The sequence below is a fragment of the Dietzia sp. KRD202 genome (assembly GCF_017168155.1).
In the GTDB taxonomy this organism is placed as follows: Bacteria; Actinomycetota; Actinomycetes; order Mycobacteriales; family Mycobacteriaceae; genus Dietzia; species Dietzia kunjamensis.
The window spans coordinates 36798-53700 of the sequence record NZ_JABFAN010000002.1 but is presented as its reverse complement, the minus strand read 5'-3'; the positions used below and the strand labels follow the sequence as shown (position 1 = coordinate 53700).

The window sequence follows — 16903 nt, the reverse complement described above, 5'->3', positions numbered from 1 at the left end:
GTGTCCGGGACACCCGGGAGGGACGGGGGCATACGATCTCCGGCATCAGCCTGGGAGAGACGACGAACGGCACCTGAGCTCCCGTCCGACAAGAACGCCCCGGCCAGTGCGGCCGGGGCGTTCTCTTGCGTATCCTGCGCTCGGGGCCTACCCCACGCCGCCGGTCACCAGCTCCGCAGGAGGGTGATCCTCTCGCGGATCTGCTCGGCCGAGGCCATCGGCACGGGCGGGCCGCCGCACGCATTGCGGAGCTGCGTGTGGATCGCCCCGTGCGACTTGCCCAGGCGACCCGAGTACACCGACACGAGGGTGTTGAGCTGACGCCGCAGGTCCTTGAGCTCGGCGGCGGAGGCGACCCGCTCGGCAGCCGCGCCGGCATGCGCGCCGGGTCCGGCGGCGTTGCCGGGGATGGTCGCCCCGGACACCGCCGGGTCGGCACCCACGACCGCGACCGACCCCGCCCCGGAGGCGGACTGGGCGGACGTGCGCTTGATCTGCTCCTTCTCGCGCTGCCGCAGCAGGGCTTTGACGTCGTCGGCACCCAACAGTCCGGGGAGCCCGATGTAGTCGGCCTCCTCCTCGCTGCCGGCGAATGTGGCCGTGCCGTAGGACGACCCCTCGTACACGATCTGGTCGAGCTCGGCGTCGGCGCCGAGGGAGATGTAACCGCGGTCCTCGTCGTCCTCGGTGTTCTCGTCCTGCTGCTGGTTCGCCTGGGCGAGAAGCTGGTCCTCCAGCCCCTCCTCCCGGTGGGGCTTGCCCAAGACGTGGTCGCGCTGCGCCTCCATCTGCGAAGCCAGTTGCAGCAGCACGGGGACGGACGGGAGGAACACCGACGCGGTCTCCCCGGGCCGACGGGACCGGACGAACCGCCCGATCGCCTGCGCGAAGTACAGGGGTGTCGAGGCACTGGTGGCGTAGACGCCGACGCTCAGTCGTGGCACGTCGACGCCCTCGGAGACCATCCGGACCGCGACCATCCACTCGTCGGTGGAGTCGGAGAAGGTACCGATCCGGCTCGAGGCGGTCGGGTCGTCGGAGAGGACGACGGTCGGCGGGGTACCGGTGATCTCCGTCAGGAGCGCCGCGTACTCGCGGGCGCGCTCCTGGTCGGTGGCGATCACCAGACCGCCGGCGTCGGGCACACCACCGGCGCGGATCTGCCGGAGCCGGGTGTGCGCCGCCTGGAGCACGGCGGGCATCCAGTCACCGTGCGGGTCGAGGGCGACACGCCAGGCACGGGACGTCTGGTCGGCACTCAGCGGCTCGCCGAGGCGGGCCGAGAACTCCTCGCCGGCGTTGCTGCGCCACCGGGCCTCGCCCGAGTAGGCGAGGAACACCACGGGGCGGACGACGCCGTCGGCCAGAGCATCGGCGTAGCCGTAGGAATGGTCCGCCTTGGAGCGCTGGTGCCCCTGCCCGTCGGGCTCGTAGGTGACGAACGGGATGGGACTGTCGTCGGACCGGAACGGGGTGCCGGTCAACGACAAGCGGCGCTCCGCGTCCTCGAACGCCTCGCGGATCGCGTCGCCCCAGCTCTTCGCGTCACCACCGTGGTGGATCTCGTCGAGGATCACCAGGGTGCGCCGGGACGCGGTGCGTTCCCGGTGCTTGAACGGGTGCGCGGCCACCTGGGCGTATGTCACCACCACGCCGTGGTATTCCGGGGCGAGCGCGCCCGAGGTGTTGGAGTACTCGGGGTCGAGGGCGATGCCGGCGCGCGCGGCCGAGGCGGCCCACTGGTACTTGAGGTGTTCGGTGGGGGCCACCACGGTGATCGCGTCGACCGTGCGGTCGGCGAGAAGTTCGGAGGCGACTCTCAGGCCGAACGTCGTCTTGCCGGCGCCCGGGGTCGCCACGGCGAGGAAGTCCTTCGGCCGCGCCATGAGGTACTTGCGCAGCGCGGTGCGCTGCCAGGCGCGCAGCGACGCACCCCCGGCCGGCGGGGTGGAGTGTTCTGCGGTCTGTTCGTCTGGGCCCGGGACCGCGCCGGGATCACTCACCAGGCTTCAGGGTCTCGTAGACGCGCTTGCACTCCGGGCACACCGGCGATCCGGGCTTCGCGGATCGGGTGACCGGGAAGACCTCACCGCACAGGGCGATCACGTAGGAACCCATGACCGCGCTCTCGGCGATCTTGCTCTTGTCCACATAGTGGAAGAACTTGGGTGCGTCGTCCTGCGTCTCCTCGGTCGTCGTGACCTCGGGACGCTCGAGTGTCTTCGTCCGGGTGGTACTCACCCCCTCATGATGCCGCACCCGGGCGTCGCGGCGCCAACGCCGGAGTACCTTGGGCCCCATGGCACCCGACTTCCGCCGTCAGCGATCCGGGGAACGGGACGACACCTCGAGGCCCGTTCTCATCACGGGCGCGCGCGAGTCGTACCACGACGAGCTGGCGGCCCGGAAGAAGCGCTACTTCCTGCTGATGAGCATCCGGATCCCCGCACTGTTCCTTGCGGCGGGGTCACTGGCCCTCTGGAACAACCCGTGGATCGCCCTGGCGATCGTGGCGGGGTCCATCCCGATCCCGTGGATCGCCGTCATCGGGGCCAATGACCGGCCTCCCCTCCCCAAGGGGCAGGCCCGCACCTACACCGCGGGTCGCCTGTCGTCGAACACCCCGTACGCCCTGCCACCCGGGCTCACCGGGACCGACGCACCGCCCCGGGACACGAGCGCCCCCGACGCCGCACCCGATCCCACCCCGTCCACCGACGAGAGCGACCCCGACACGTGAGCAGACCGAACCCGACCCTCGCCGAGCTCGCGCCCGCGCTGGCCGAGGCCTTCCGGCGGCACGACTACACGGTGGAGGGACTGGAGCGGGAGCTGGGGCCCGAGGCGATCTCGGCCCTGGACAGATCGGATGCCGCGACGGTCCGCCGCCACGCCCGTGACGCGAAGGCTGTCGGGACCCTGGTGCGGTTGTTCGTCCTGGGTGATCCGCTCCCCCGCTCCGAGGTCACCGCGACCCTGCCCGGGGTCGACGTGCGGGACGGCGTCGCTGCCGGATTGTGGACCGCGATCGACGACGGTGCCTCCCTGCGTGCGGAGATCGACCTGCGTCCGGTGGACACCGGGCACGGGACCCGCTGGGTGTTCGCGGACGTCGACGGGTCGATGGTGCACACCACGACCCGGCCGGACCACGTCCTGGGGGTCGGGCAGGCGACGCTCTCGCTTCTGCGTGTCACGCCCTCGTCCCCCACCGGGTCGGTCCTGGATCTCGGCACCGGTTGTGGGATCCAGATGGTCCACGCGTCGGGGTCCGCCCGAACCGTCACCGGGACCGATATCACCCCTCGGTGCCTCGAGTTGGCGGCCGCCACCCTGGCGATCAACGGCCAGCGTGCGGAGCTCCTGCACGGTCCGTGGTTCGAGCCCGTGGCGGGGCGCCGGTTCGACCGTATCGTCGCCAATCCCCCGTTCGTGGTGGGCCCGCCCGAGACCGGGCACTCCTACCGCGAGTCCGGCCTGAAGCTCGACGGTGCCAGTCGGACGGTCGTGTCGGGCGCGCCGCAGCATCTGGCCGACGGTGGCACCGCGGTTTTGCTGGCGTCCTGGGTGGAGCGGGAGGACTCGGACTGGCGGGCCCACGTGTCGTCGTGGGTGCCGGCCGAGGGCGTCGACGCATGGATCGTGCGGCGGGACGTCTCCGACCCCGGCCTCTACGTGTGGACCTGGCTCACCGACGAGGGCATGGACCCACGCGACGAGGCCACCACGAGGGCCGCGGACGCCTGGTTGGACCACTTCGCCGAGGAGGGTGTGGCCGGGATCGGGTTCGGCTACGTCTACCTCCGGCGGATCGACGGGCCGTCGTCCGTCCTGTGCGAGGACCTCACGCACCCGTTCGGCGACGGCCTCGGTGACGAGGCGGAGGCCTACTTCGCGCGCACGGCGTGGCTGCGGGAGGCCGCGGAGCAACACGGCGGACAGGAGCGCGCCCTCGATGCCACGGTCTTCACAGTGTCGCCGGACGTCCACCTCCACCTCTCCGAATCCCTCGCCCCCGCCGGGCCGGACGAGGTCGGCTCCCCCGGTCCGTCCACCGTTGTGGTGGAGCGGGTCACCGGCGCCCGGTGGCGCCACGAGATCGATCCGCTCACCGCGAGCGTCCTGCGTGGGGCGCGGACGGGCGCGCTGCAGTTGGAGGACCTGGTGGTGCTCGCCGCGGTCGGTGCCGGGGAGGATCCCGACGCCCTCGCCGGCCCCGTCCGCCGGGTGGTCGCCGACCTGTTCCTCCACGGGTTCGTCGTCCCGGCGGGGATGCCAGGCCTCCTGCCCCCGGGGGTCGCCGCGGCCGTGGCCGCAGGGGCGGCGGGATGAGGGCCGTCGTCTCCCGGGTCACCGAGGCGTCGGTGACGGTGGACGGTGAGGTCGTCGGGGCCCTGTCACGCCCCGGGCTGCTGGTCCTGTTGGGGGTGTCGGACGACGACGACGAGACCGACGTCGCCACGATGGTCCGCAAGATCTCGGACCTGCGGATCCTGCGGGAGGAACGCAGCGCCGCGGAGGTGGGCGCCCCCGTCCTGGTCGTCAGCCAGTTCACGCTCATGGGGTCGACCGCGAAGGGCAGGCGGCCGTCGTGGTCGAGAGCGGCTCGGGGCGAGGTGGCCGAACCCGTGGTGGACGCCGTGGTCCACGGTCTGCGCGAACGCGGCCTCGAGGTGGCCACGGGAGTCTTCGGCGCGATGATGCAGGTCCATTCGGTCAACGACGGCCCGTTCACGCTGCTGGTGGAGACCCCCGGCTCGGGCTGAGCGGGTTTCCTCGACGGATCGTGACCGACATCATCGGCGCGGGAACATTCCCGGTACCCCCGTCGTTGTAGAGGTACGTGACCGTGACCCGGCCACGCGCCTGATCCGTCCACCAGCAACCGAACGCCGGCCTCGTCACATGGCCAGGCAGGAGGAGGAGACATGACGTCAGCCACCACCCGATCGGACCGTCGGACGGAGGCGGGGCCGGACGGCCAGAGCCCGAGCGCTGACCTCGTCCGTGTCTACCTCAACGGGATCGGCAAGACGGCACTGCTCAACGCTGAGGACGAGGTCGAGCTCTCCAAGCGGATCGAGGCCGGTCTCTACGCCAAGCACGTGCTGGAGACCAGGAAGCGTCTGGGTCCGGTCCGCAAGGCCGACCTCAAGGCGATCGTCGCGGAAGGTGAGGCCGCCCGCGCCCATCTGCTGGAGGCCAACCTGCGCCTGGTGGTGTCGCTGGCCAAGCGCTACACGGGCCGCGGCATGCCGTTGCTGGACCTCATCCAGGAGGGCAACCTGGGCCTGATCCGTGCGATGGAGAAGTTCGACTACGCGAAGGGCTTCAAGTTCTCCACCTATGCCACCTGGTGGATCCGTCAGGCGATCACCCGCGGAATGGCCGATCAGTCCCGCACCATCCGTCTGCCGGTCCACCTGGTCGAGCAGGTCAACAAGCTCGCCCGGATCAAGCGTGAACTCCACCAGCAGCTCGGCCGTGAGGCCTCCCTCGAGGAACTCGCCGAGGAGTCGGGCATCCCCGCGCACAAGATCGAGGAGCTGCTGGACCATTCGCGTGACCCGGTGAGCCTCGACATGCCGGTCGGCGCGGACGAGGAGGCGCCGCTCGGTGACTTCATCGAGGACGCCGAGGCCACCAGTGCCGAGAACACCGTGGTGACCAATGTGATGCACTCCGACGTGCGCGCGGTCCTGGCCACCCTCGAGGAGCGCGAGCAGCAGGTCATCACGCTGCGTTTCGGTCTCGACGACGGCCAGCCCCGCACCCTCGACCAGATCGGCAAGCGTTTCGGACTGTCGCGCGAGCGGGTCCGCCAGATCGAGCGCGAGGTCATGGCCAAGCTCCGCGAGGGTCGTCGCGCGGACAAGCTCCGCTCCTACGCCGTCTGACCGGACGCCGGATCGCACGCCGCACGATCAGACGCTGCCCGATCGGACGCCGCCCGATCAGACGCGAGCCGGGTTCCCCGGAGCCCTTCACACCGTGAGGTCGCAATCCCAGGGCCCCGCCTCCCCCGATCGGGAGGGGCGGGGCCTTCGCGGTGCCGTCCAGGGCCGACCACAGCGCCTAGCGCAGCCGGCGGGGCCCCTCGTCGGCGCTGAACCTGGGGGGCGGCCCCAGCCGGACCGTTGCGTAGAGCACCGCGAGACCGTCGGGTCCGGCGAGCGCCGGGTCCACCGACAGGCGCCGCATCTCCGGCACGTCCTCTGCCAGGCATGAAACCCGCCCCATGAGCTCCACCAACGCGTCACGGTCCACAGGCGCGTCCCCGGCATACCCGTCGAGGAGCGCTGCGGCCCGGGGCCGGTCGAGCAGGGCGGCCGCCTCGCGGGGTGAGATCGGCAGCGTGCTGAACGCCCGGTCGGCCAGCAGATCCGACAACATCCCGGACAGTCCGAACGAGATGAGGGTGCCGAAGATCGGGTGATCGGCGACCCGGATGGTCACGGCGACCCCCTTGGTCGCCATCTTCTGCACGTGCAGGGAACGTGAGCCCGTCGTGGACTGGAGGAACGCGAAGGCATGCCGCACCGCGGCAGAGTCCACGAGGTCGAGTCGCACCCCGGACTGATCGCTGCGGGTCCGCCACCGGTCACTCATCGCCTTGACCGCCACCGGGTAGCCCAACTCGTCGGCGGCCATCACGGCCTGGTCGACATCCGTCACGACGCGGTAGTCGACGATGTCGATCCCGTAGCACTCCAACAGGGCCCGGACCTGGCCCTGCGTGAGCTCGAACGACTCGGTTCCGGCGTGGAGCTGGCAGAGCGAGTCCACGAGCTCCCGCGCGCGTGCGCGGTCGATGTCCTCGTACTCGGCGGGCTCCTCGGCCGGCTTGTCGAGCCACTCGGCGTACCGGCGGGCGCGCACCAGTGCGGACACCGCTCGTTCAGGATACGGGTAGGAGGGTATCGAGCCCCGCGCCGCCACCCCGGACTCGTCGGTCACCGTCAGTCCCTCCGGCAGCCCTTCCCCCGCGAGGAAGGTACTCACCACGGGCTTGCTGCTCTCGCCCGCGGCGGTACGGATCGCCTCGGCATAGGCGTCGGGTTCCGTCGCGACCGGAGGGACGAACACCGTCAGGACCGAGTCGACCTCGTCACGTGCGAGGACGTCCGCGATCGCCTCGCGGAACTCCTCCGGGGACGCGCCGGCACCCAGATCGACCGAATGCGCCACGGTGAAGCCCTGTTGACGCGCGGAGTCCCCGCCGAGGCGTCCGACCGCGGAGGAGTTGCCGACGATGCCGAGGCGACCTCCCGTGGGCAGCGGTTGGTAGGCCAGGAGCGTGGCGGTGTCGAACATGTCCGTGATGGAATCCACCTGGATGAGGCCGGAGTCGCGGAACAGTCCACCGATGGCGTTCGCCGTCAGCCCCTCGACGCCCGACTCCAGATCGTCGGCCGCTCGGCGGACCACCACCACCGGCTTGTTGCGCGCCACGCGCCGGGCGATCCGGGAGAACTTGCGGGCGTTACCGAAGCTCTCCAGGTAGAGCAGCACCACCTCGGTGGCGGTGTCGGTGTCCCAGTACTGCAGCAGGTCGTTGCCGGAGACGTCGGCGCGGTTACCGGCGGAGACGAACGTGGACAGCCCGAGCCCACGTCGGGCCGCGGCGGCGAGGATGGCGATCCCGAGCGCACCCGACTGGCAGAAGAACCCCGTGCGGCCGGGTCCCGGAACGACTTCTGCGAGGGTCGCGTTGAGCTGCACGTCGGGTGAGGTGTTGATCACCCCGAGCGCGTTGGGGCCGACCACGCGCATCCCGTGGGCGCGGGCCTCGCTGACCAGACGCCGTTCGGAGACGACGCCGGCGCTGCCGACGTCCGAGAACCCGGCGGAGATGACGACGAGGGTCGACACGCCCTTCGACAGGCAGTCGTCGAGGACTTCCGACATGGACGCCGCCGGTACTGCCACTACCGCGAGGTCCACGGGATCCGGGATGTCCCTGACGCTCGGATAGGCGCGCACGGACTGCACCGACGTGGCATCGGAATTGACGGGGTACACGGGACCGGAGAACCCGTTGCCGATGAGGTTGCGCAGTACCGTGTGCCCGATCTTGCCCACCTGGTCCGAGGCGCCGATCACGGCGACGGAACTGGGGTTGAGCACACGCGCCAGACTCCGTGCCTCCGCCGCCGCCTCCCGCGAGTTCCGGACATTGGTCAGGGCCTCGGATGGGTCGATCGCGAACTCCAGGTGGAGAGTGGACCCATCGAACGAACGGGAGATCTCGTACCCGGCCCGCCGGAACACCTGGATCATCGACCGGTTCTCGGAGAGCACCTCGGCCTCGAAGTGGTCGATCCCGCATTCGGCCGCGGCGCCGGCCAGGTGCTCGAGGAAGATCGACCCCAGCCCACGCCCCTGATGCTGGTCGGAGATGGTGAACGCGACCTCGGCGAAGGTCGAGTTCGGCAGTCGCTCGTAGATCGCCATGCCGATGACCTCCGCGCCCAACTCGGCGACGAACGCCATCCGGTCGCGGTAGTCGACGTTGGTCATCCGGGCGAGTTCACGGTCGGACAGCACATCGTGCGATCCGAAGTAACGCAGGTAGCGGGTGCGCTCGGACAGGCTGGTGTGGAACCGGGAGATCTTCTCGGCGTCGTTGGGCAGGATCGGCCGCACGCGCACGGCCCGCCCGTCGGATCCGAGTACGTCCGCAGCCCACTCGTGGGGATAGCCCTCCGGGTACTCATCGACGGAGGTGTCGGTCGACGCGTGCTCGGGTGGGTCCACCGCCGGGGTGGCGTCGGTCGGGTTCTCGGTCACCGTGTCACCGGTCTCGCGGTCGCCGGGGTGCGCCATGGGGTCCTCCAGGGACTGGGGGGTAGGGGGTCGATGAGTCTGTTGCAGCGCCGCCGGTCAGTCACGGGGATCGTCCGGGTCGAGTCCGAGCAGGGGGTAGACCGAGCGGCGGGTGTCGAGGATCGACTGGTCGAGTCGGGCGAGCGAACGATCCATCTCCACCCCCCGATCGGATCCCGCGGGCTCCCACGGGGTGTAGCCGGGGGTCTCCCCGTCCCCCATCGTCTGCGGGACGCGGTCGGGGACGGTGAACCTGCCGGCCGCGGCCCGCCACTGGTCCGGGATCGCGGTCGCCGGGTCGAGCGGGACCCCCAGCACGGCAGCGATGAGGTGGGTCCACGACCGCGGGACCACCCGCACCAGTTCGTAGCCGCCCCCGCCGATCGCGATGAGTCTCCCTTCGCAGAGTTCGTCAGCCAGCGCCACGACCTCCAGATACGACTGCCGGTGACCGTCGACGGTCAACGAGAGGTCGGCGAGCGGGTCTTCACGGTGCGAGTCGCACCCGGCCTGCATGACGATGATCTGGGGTTCGAACGTCCGCAGCACTCCGGGGACCACGGCGTGGAAGCCCCGCAGCCAGAGATCATCGGTGACCGCGGGGAGGTACGCCAGGTTGACGGCGGTGCCCTCCGCGCGGCCGACACCGGTCTCCGACGCCCAGCCGGTGGACGGCCACAGGGTGGCTGGGTGCTGGTGCAGGGACACCGTCAGGACCCGCGGGTCCTCGTAGAACGCGGTCTGGACGCCGTCCCCGTGGTGGACGTCGATGTCGACGTAGGCGACGCGGTCGTACCCGTTGTCGAGCAACCAGCTGATCGCCACCGCCGCGTCGTTGTAGACGCAGAACCCGGCGGCGGCAGCGGGCATGGCGTGGTGCATCCCCCCGGCGACGGAGACCGCACGCGTCGCGGCCCCGCTGGCGATGGCCCGGGCGGCCGTCAGCGTGCCGCCCGCGACCGCCGCGCTGGCCTCGTGCATCGCCGGGAACGTCGGGTTGTCGGCCGTCCCGAGCCCGTGGCTCATCCCGACATGCTCACCGGGCGGCATGTCGCCGGCGGCCTTGACGGCGTCGATGTAGCGGGAGGTGTGGACCCTCAGTAGCTCGTCCTCGCTGGCCGACCCGGGGTCCAGCATCTCGACACCCTGCAGGACGCCGAGCTCGGTCGCGAGCGACATGGTCAGATCGAGCCGCCGTGGACTCATCGGGTGGTCAGCGGAATGCCGGTACTCCAGCAATGACGGACTCCACACGACCTTCGCCGCGACGCCGTCCCCGATCCCGGCCATAGCCACCGTCCTCCCGTGGGCCGGGTCGTTCCCGGCCCGAGCACCCCGAGCGAGCAGTGGGGCACGTCACCCGTGAATCTACGCGTGTGGCACCGGGCCCGGCCCCCGATTGTCCGCTCTCCACCCCGGTCGGTGGCCCGACGGTAGTCTCGGAGGCAGAACCCTGACGGCGCCCGCGCCTGCGGGGAGTCGCACACCTATCGACGATCCGACCGTGGAGGACTGCAGCGTGAAGGACCTGGTGGACACCACCGAGATGTACCTCCGCACCATTTACGAACTCGAGGAGGAAGGCGTGATCCCGCTGCGGGCGAGGATCGCCGAGCGCCTCGAGCAGAGCGGGCCGACCGTGAGCCAGACCGTCGCGCGGATGGAGCGCGACGGGTTGGTCCTCGTGGCCCCCGACCGGCATCTCCAGCTCACCGCCACGGGCAGGGAACTCGCGGTGGGTGTGATGCGTAAGCACCGCCTCGCCGAGCGTCTCCTGGTCGACGTGATCGGACTGGAGCTCGAGAAGGTCCACGCCGAGGCGTGCCGCTGGGAGCACGTGATGAGCGACGACGTCGAGCGGCGGCTCATCGAGGTCCTCGATGACCCCCGGACCTCGCCCTACGGCAACCCGATCCCCGGGCTGGAGCGGATCGGGTACCCCGCCTCCGCCCTCGACGACCCCAACCAGATCAGGCTCTCGGCGCTGGAGAGCGACGTGGCCCACCGGGTCCGGATCCGGGCGATCGGTGAGAACGTGCAGATCGACACGGAACTGATCTCCGAGCTCCGGGCCGCGGGCGTCGAACCGCTCAGAACCGTCACCGCCACCCGCCGCGGGCACCTCGTCGAGCTCGACTCCGGTGAGGGGCGCACGGTGGAACTCGACGGCGACCACGCCCACGCGATCCAGGTCGAGATCGTCTCGTGAAGCTGCTCGTCACCGGCGGCGCCGGGTATGTCGGCGGGGTCTGCGCGACGGTCCTGATCGAGCGCGGTCACGAGGTGGTGGTGCTCGACGACCTGTCCACGGGTAACCGGGACGGGGTTCCCGAGGGGGCGACGTTCGTCGAGGGGGACGTGGCCGTACGCGCGCCGGAGGTTCTCGACTCCTCGTTCGACGGTGTCCTGCACTTCGCCGCGCGTTCCCTCGTCGGCGAGTCCGTCGAGAAGCCCGGGGAGTACTGGCAGGGCAACGTCGTCACGTCCCTGGCCCTCCTCGACGCGATGCGTGAGTCCGGGGTGGGCAACCTGGTGTTCTCCTCCACCGCCGCCACCTACGGCGAGCCCGAGCAGGTCCCCATCACCGAGGACATGCCCACGCGTCCGACCAACACCTACGGGGCCACCAAACTCGCGATCGATCACGCCATGACGTCGTACGCCACCGCGTACGGTCTCGCCGCGACCAGCCTGCGCTACTTCAACGTCGCCGGGGCCTATCACGGTGCGGGCGAGAACCGGGTCGTGGAGACCCACCTCATCCCCCTCGTGCTGCAGGTCGCGCTCGGCCATCGCGCCGATATCAAGGTCTTCGGTGACGACTGGCCCACCCCCGATGGCACGTGCATCCGCGACTACATCCACGTCGCCGACCTCGCCGACGCCCATCTGCTGGCGCTGGAGACCAACACTCCCGGCACCCACCGGGTGCTCAACCTGGGCAGCGGTGAGGGGTTCTCCGTCCGTGAGGTCATCGACGTGTGCCGGGAGGTCACCGGACATCCCATCCCCGACGTCGTCGCCCCACGTCGCGCCGGCGACCCGGCGGTGCTCGTGGCCTCCAGCGCCCGGGCGATCGCCGAACTCGGGTGGAAACCCTCCCGCACCGACCTGCGTACGGTCGTCGAGGACGCCTGGGCCTTCACCGAGGCGCTCGGCGACCGCGCGCACTCGGCTCCGCGCTGACCCGGAGCGGCTCAGGCGGCCGCGGCCACCTGCCTGAGCCGTTCCGGAGACAGGCCCGCGTGCAGGCTGTCGATCAGGAGCCGGGCGAGGGAGTTGCCGGCGTCGGCGTCCAGGGCCGCCGACAGGGCCGACCAGGCGTGCACCCCGCTACCGTCGAAGTAGGCCGCGGCGCCGAGTAGCAGGAGCGCCACCGAGCGTTCACGCCCCGGCCTCCGGCGCGCGACCGCCCACCACACGAGACGTCGGCCGTCGCCGTCGCCCAGACCCCGCTGGGCCAGCCGCCGGTAGATCTCGTCCCGAACCGCGATGACGAGCAGGTCCCGGCCGATTCCGGCGAGCTCGTCGTCGTCGACACTCTCCCCCACCTCCAGTCGACGTGCGGCGTCGTCGTGACGCTCGACCGCCTCGGCCACCACCGCCTCCGCCACCCGACGGGCCCCGTCCACCCGCGGCGGCCCCGACTCGTGGGGATCCTCGTCGCAGGCGTCCGCGTCCCGCACGAGGTACATCCGGTCTATCTCGTCCCGCGAGCCGGCCCGGACCCGGCCACCGTACGCGTGGACCGCGGCGATCTGCGTCGAATCGGGATCGAGTTGGACCCCACGGACCATCCCGAACAGGTCCACCCACGGTGCGCCCTCGGCAAACTCGCCGACGCCGTAGGCCGCCGAGACCTCTGTGCCCGCGACACCCAGCCAGTACTCGAACGCCGATGCGGCGTCCTCCGCCGCCGTCGCCCAGACCCCGCTGGGCCAGCCGCCGGTAGATCTCGTCCCGAACCGCGATGACGAGCAGGTCCCGGCCGATTCCGGCGAGCTCGTCGTCGTCGACACTCTCCCCCACCTCCAGTCCCCGTCCCGCCCCCAGCAACCCGTCGACATCCATCCGGACCACCGGCCCCTGCCCGCCGTCCGCCGTCTCGCCGCACAGCACCACCACCGACCCCCGGCCCGGTGGGAAGCCGAGCATCGTCGGTATGGAGGCGATCAACTCCTCCGGCGAGGAGATCACCACCGTCGCCCGTCCGTCCGCCCCGTCATCGTCGATCATCTCGCCGGTCGTCATCGTCCTCATCCGTCTCCTGTCTCGCGCGTCCTGGGCCCCGCCCGGGTCCCGGCCCGCAGGTGCCGTGCACCGGTCTCACCATCGAGCACGTGGTCGGCCACCGGAGGCCTGCGGGCGTCCTGTCGCGCCCCGCCTGTGGAGAGGGGGACGACCTGTGGGGAACGGCCGGGGGACCGCCACCGGGGAATCAACCCGGGCGCGGTGTCGTTGTCACAGTTGTGAACCCCGTCCCGGATGGACGACCGGGCGACCCCGTACTCCCGACGGACGGGGTGTGGTGACGAGAGGAGTCGACATGGCCAGGCACAGCGATCTGTACCGAATGATCGAACCCGTTCCCGACCTGCGTTCGGAGGACGGTCGCGGGCCGGTCCTCGTACACGGACTCGAGGGGTTCTCGGACGCCGGCCAGGCGATCCAGGGCGTGGCCGAACACCTCCGCGAAACCCTGGACTCCCAGCTGATCGTCGAGTTCGACGTCGACGAGCTGGTGGACTACCGGTCCCGCCGCCCCCACCTGAAGTACTCGTTCGATCGGTTCTCCGAGTACGACCAGCCGACGATCCAACTGCACGCCGTCAAGGCCACCGACGGCACGTCGTTCCTGTTGCTCTCGGGCCTCGAACCCGACCTGAAGTGGGACGGCTTCACCAACTCCGTGATCGATCTGGCCGCCACCTTCGGCGTCCGCATGTCGATCGGACTCGGGGCCATGCCGCTGGGCGTGCCGCACACCCGGCCGACCAACTCCAGCGCCCACGCCAGTGATGTGGACCTCATCCAGGGGTTCACCGCCTGGCCCGGCGAGTTCTCCGTGCCCGGCAACGTGACCTCACTGCTCGAGCTGCGGATGGCCGAGCACGGGATCCCGTCCGCGGGCTTCACCGTGCACGTCCCCCAGTACCTCTCCCAGACCGCGTACCCCGCGGCGGTGCTCAACCTCGTCGACAACGTCTCGCGGCTCGCGGACCTCGAGCTGCCGACCACCGGACTGGAGAAGGCCGCCGAGGAGTTCACCGCGCAGGTCAACGCGCAGATCGAGAACAACCCCGAGGTCCTCACCGCCGTCGAGCTCATGGAGAAGCAGTACGACCAGTTCATGGAGACGCGCCTGGGCTCCGATTCACTCAACCCCGGCGGCAAGCCGTTGCCCTCCGGCGACGAGATCGGTGCCGAGTTCGAGCGGTTCCTGGCCCAGCAGGCCGAGGACGACGGGTCGGGCCGGGGCCCGGAGATGAACGGCTGACCGACCTCGGCGACTAGGCTCGGACCGGTGCATCTGCCCCACCTCCTCGCCGACCTCGACGACGTCCCCGCCGACCTGCACGACGAGGCGGTGTTCGACGCGTTCGTGGCGTGGGCCGCCGACCGGGGGCTGACGCCGTACCCGGCGCAGGAGGAAGCCGTCCTCGAGATCGCCGCCGGCAGCCACGTGATCCTGGCCACCCCCACAGGCTCCGGCAAGTCCCTCGTGGCACTGGGGGCCCACTTCTCGGCGATGGCACGAGGTGTCCGCAGCTACTACACCGCCCCCATCAAGGCGCTCGTCAGCGAGAAGTTCTTCGCCCTGTGCGAGGTCTTCGGCGCCGAGAACGTGGGCATGCTCACCGGCGACGCCTCGGTCAACGCCGACGCCCCCATCGTCTGCGCCACCGCCGAGATCGTCGCCAACATCGCCCTGCGAGAGGGGTCGGCCGCCGACATCGGCCAGGTGGTGATGGACGAGTTCCACTACTACTCCGAGCCGGACCGCGGGTGGGCCTGGCAGGTGCCGCTCATCGAACTGCCCGACACGCAGTTTCTACTCATGTCCGCGACCCTCGGGGACGTCGACTGGTTGCGGGAGGACCTGCGTCGGCGCACGGGTCGGGAGTGCGTGCACATCGGCGGCACCGAACGCCCCGTCCCCCTGTCGTTCGAGTACGAGCTCAGCGGCGTCCACGAGACGGTGGAACTGCTCCTCCGTGACGGCAAGGCCCCCGTCTACATCGTCCACTTCACCCAGGCCGCCGCACTCGAACAGGCCCAGGCGTTGACCTCGCTCTCGGTGGCGACCAAGGAGCGCAAGGCCGCGGTCTCCGAGGAGATCGGCGGGTTCCGGTTCAGCACCGCGTTCGGCCGCACCCTGCGCAAACTCCTGCTCCACGGGATCGGCGTCCACCACGCGGGCATGCTCCCCAAGTATCGGCGGCTGGTGGAGCGGCTGGCGCAGGACGGCCTGCTCACCGTCATCTGCGGTACGGACACCCTCGGCGTCGGGATCAACGTGCCCATCCGGACCGTGCTGTTCACCGGCCTGACCAAGTTCGACGGCCGTCGTCAGCGGGTCCTCAAGGCCCGCGAGTTCCACCAGATCGCGGGCCGTGCCGGTCGGGCCGGGTTCGACACCGAGGGGTTCGTGGTGGTGCTCGCCCCCGAGCACGAGATCGAGAACGCCAAGGCCGCCGCGAAAGCCGCCGCCAACCCCAAGAAGAAGGCCAAGGCGGGCAAGAAGAAGCCCCCCGAGGGGTTCGTCAACTGGTCCCGGTCGACCTTCGACAAGCTCGTCGGCGCGCAGCCGGAGCAACTGACCAGTCGCTTCGAGGTGAGCAACTCGATGCTGCTCAACATCATCTCCCGACCCGGCAGTTGCTACGACCACATGCGGCACCTGCTGCTGTCCTCGCACGAGACCCGCGCGCGTGTACGTCGGCACGTGCTCCGTGCGATCGAGCTGTTCCGCGGGCTGGAGGCCGCCGGGATCGTGGAACGGCTCCCGGAGTCCGACGGCGACGGGCGGCACGTCCGGCTGACGGTGGACCTCCAACGGGATTTCGCGCTGAACCAGCCGCTGGCGCCGTTCGCGATCGCCGCGATGGAGGTGCTCGACCCGGAGTCCCCCACCCCCGAGCTGGACCTGGTCTCGGTGATCGAGGCCGTGCTCGACGATCCCCGGCCGATCCTGTACGCCCAGCAGCGCCAGGCCCGTGGGGAGGCGATCGGGGCGCTCAAGGCCGACGGGGTCGAGTACTCCGAGCGCATGGAGTTGGTCGAGGACATCTCGTGGCCCAAGCCGCTCGGGGACCTCATCGCCGACGCGTACGACGCCTACCGCGCAGGGCATCCGTGGGTCGCCGGGATCGAACCGTCACCGAAATCGGTCATCCGGGAGATGGTCGAACGGGGCATGACGTTCTCGGACCTCGTCTCGGCCTACGGGCTCGGCCGCTCCGAGGGAGCCGTCCTGCGCTACCTCACCGACGCCTACCGGGCACTGCGCCAGACCGTCCCCGCCGACCGACGCTCCGAGGAGTTCGAGGACCTGGTCGAGTGGCTGGGCGAACTGGTCCGACAGGTGGACTCGAGCCTGCTGGACGAGTGGGAGCTCCTCACCGACCCGGATGTGTCGTCCGCCCAGGTCGCGGAGCTCGCGTTCGGTGAGTCCGCCGGGAACACCAGGCCCGTCACCGCGAACAGGCGCGCGTTCCGCGTGATGGTGCGCAACGCGATGTTCCGCCGCGTCGAACTGCTCTCGCGCGACGACATCGAGCGGTTGGCGGAACTTGACGCCGACGTGCCCGACCACCCCGACTGGGACTCGGAGATCGACGCCTACTGGGACGAGTACGACGCCATCGGAACCGGGCCGGCGGCCCGTGGCCCCGCACTGTTCACGGTCACCGAGTCGGGCCCCGGCGTGGAGACCAATACGTGGCGGGTCCGTCAGGTGCTCGACGACCCGGAGGGCGACCACGGCTGGGCCATCGAGGGCGTGGTGGACCTGGCCGCCTGTGACGAGGCGGGCGAGGTGCGTTTCGCCTCCCTCGCCCTCCACGGGTGAACCCGC

The 16903-nt window shown here is 70.6% G+C and carries 13 protein-coding genes; 8 read left to right on the top strand and 5 right to left on the bottom strand.

The features are described from left to right. Positions 1-164: 164 nt before the first annotated feature. On the bottom strand, positions 165-2003 hold the full coding sequence (locus J1M64_RS00340) for a DEAD/DEAH box helicase (protein WP_067715840.1): 1839 nt from the start codon (positions 2001-2003) through the stop codon (positions 165-167). Continuing rightward, on the bottom strand, positions 1996-2241 hold the full coding sequence (locus J1M64_RS00335; protein WP_017837712.1) for a DUF3039 domain-containing protein: 246 nt from the start codon (positions 2239-2241) through the stop codon (positions 1996-1998). The genes J1M64_RS00340 and J1M64_RS00335 overlap by 8 nt, the downstream gene beginning before the upstream one ends. Positions 2242-2299: 58 nt before the next feature. Between J1M64_RS00335 and J1M64_RS00330 the strand changes: the two genes are divergently transcribed. The 4 genes from J1M64_RS00330 (at position 2300) to J1M64_RS00315 (ending at position 5897) form a co-directional block, all read left to right on the top strand. Next, entirely contained in the window at positions 2300-2740 is a 441-nt protein-coding gene (locus tag J1M64_RS00330; RefSeq protein ID WP_206471990.1) for a DUF3099 domain-containing protein, read from the top strand. Further along, the gene (locus tag J1M64_RS00325) at positions 2737-4332 is read left to right on the top strand and encodes a class I SAM-dependent methyltransferase (RefSeq protein ID WP_206471987.1); all 1596 of its coding nucleotides are present in this window, start codon (positions 2737-2739) and stop codon (positions 4330-4332) included. The genes J1M64_RS00330 and J1M64_RS00325 overlap by 4 nt, the downstream gene beginning before the upstream one ends. After that, a complete protein-coding gene (dtd, locus tag J1M64_RS00320; protein WP_067715834.1) occupies positions 4329-4766 on the top strand; it encodes a D-aminoacyl-tRNA deacylase in 438 nt (145 codons plus the stop codon). The genes J1M64_RS00325 and dtd overlap by 4 nt, the downstream gene beginning before the upstream one ends. Positions 4767-4928: 162 nt before the next feature. Continuing rightward, the gene (locus J1M64_RS00315) at positions 4929-5897 is read left to right on the top strand and encodes a sigma-70 family RNA polymerase sigma factor (RefSeq protein WP_067715832.1); all 969 of its coding nucleotides are present in this window, start codon (positions 4929-4931) and stop codon (positions 5895-5897) included. Positions 5898-6075: 178 nt separating this feature from the next. On the opposite strand, the gene J1M64_RS00310 is transcribed toward J1M64_RS00315, so the two are convergent. Both J1M64_RS00310 and J1M64_RS00305 read right to left on the bottom strand, forming a co-directional pair. After that, positions 6076-8826, bottom strand: coding sequence for a GNAT family N-acetyltransferase (locus J1M64_RS00310; protein WP_206471985.1), 2751 nt, complete (start codon positions 8824-8826; stop codon positions 6076-6078). Positions 8827-8883: 57 nt separating this feature from the next. Next, on the bottom strand, positions 8884-10116 hold the full coding sequence (locus J1M64_RS00305) for an acetoin utilization protein AcuC (protein WP_206471984.1): 1233 nt from the start codon (positions 10114-10116) through the stop codon (positions 8884-8886). A 229-nt stretch (positions 10117-10345) separates the two neighbouring features. On the opposite strand from J1M64_RS00305, the gene J1M64_RS00300 reads away from it, so the two are divergent. Together J1M64_RS00300 and galE are read left to right on the top strand one after the other, a co-directional pair. Next, positions 10346-11035: a metal-dependent transcriptional regulator gene (locus tag J1M64_RS00300; RefSeq protein ID WP_069390229.1), complete on the top strand. Its 690-nt coding sequence runs from the start codon at positions 10346-10348 to the stop codon at positions 11033-11035. Further along, positions 11032-12012 (top strand): UDP-glucose 4-epimerase GalE, encoded by a 981-nt coding sequence (gene galE / locus J1M64_RS00295; protein ID WP_067715826.1) that lies wholly within the window; start codon positions 11032-11034, stop codon positions 12010-12012. Before J1M64_RS00300 ends, galE begins: the two co-directional genes overlap by 4 nt. Positions 12013-12023: 11 nt before the next feature. On the opposite strand, the gene J1M64_RS00290 is transcribed toward galE, so the two are convergent. Further along, entirely contained in the window at positions 12024-12845 is an 822-nt protein-coding gene (locus J1M64_RS00290) for a DUF4192 family protein (protein ID WP_307872330.1), read from the bottom strand. Positions 12846-13372: 527 nt separating this feature from the next. Between J1M64_RS00290 and J1M64_RS00285 the strand changes: the two genes are divergently transcribed. Further along, positions 13373-14323 (top strand): proteasome assembly chaperone family protein, encoded by a 951-nt coding sequence (locus tag J1M64_RS00285; protein WP_067715823.1) that lies wholly within the window; start codon positions 13373-13375, stop codon positions 14321-14323. Positions 14324-14350: 27 nt separating this feature from the next. Further along, entirely contained in the window at positions 14351-16897 is a 2547-nt protein-coding gene (locus tag J1M64_RS00280) for an RNA helicase (protein ID WP_206471982.1), read from the top strand. Positions 16898-16903 lie beyond the last annotated feature (6 nt).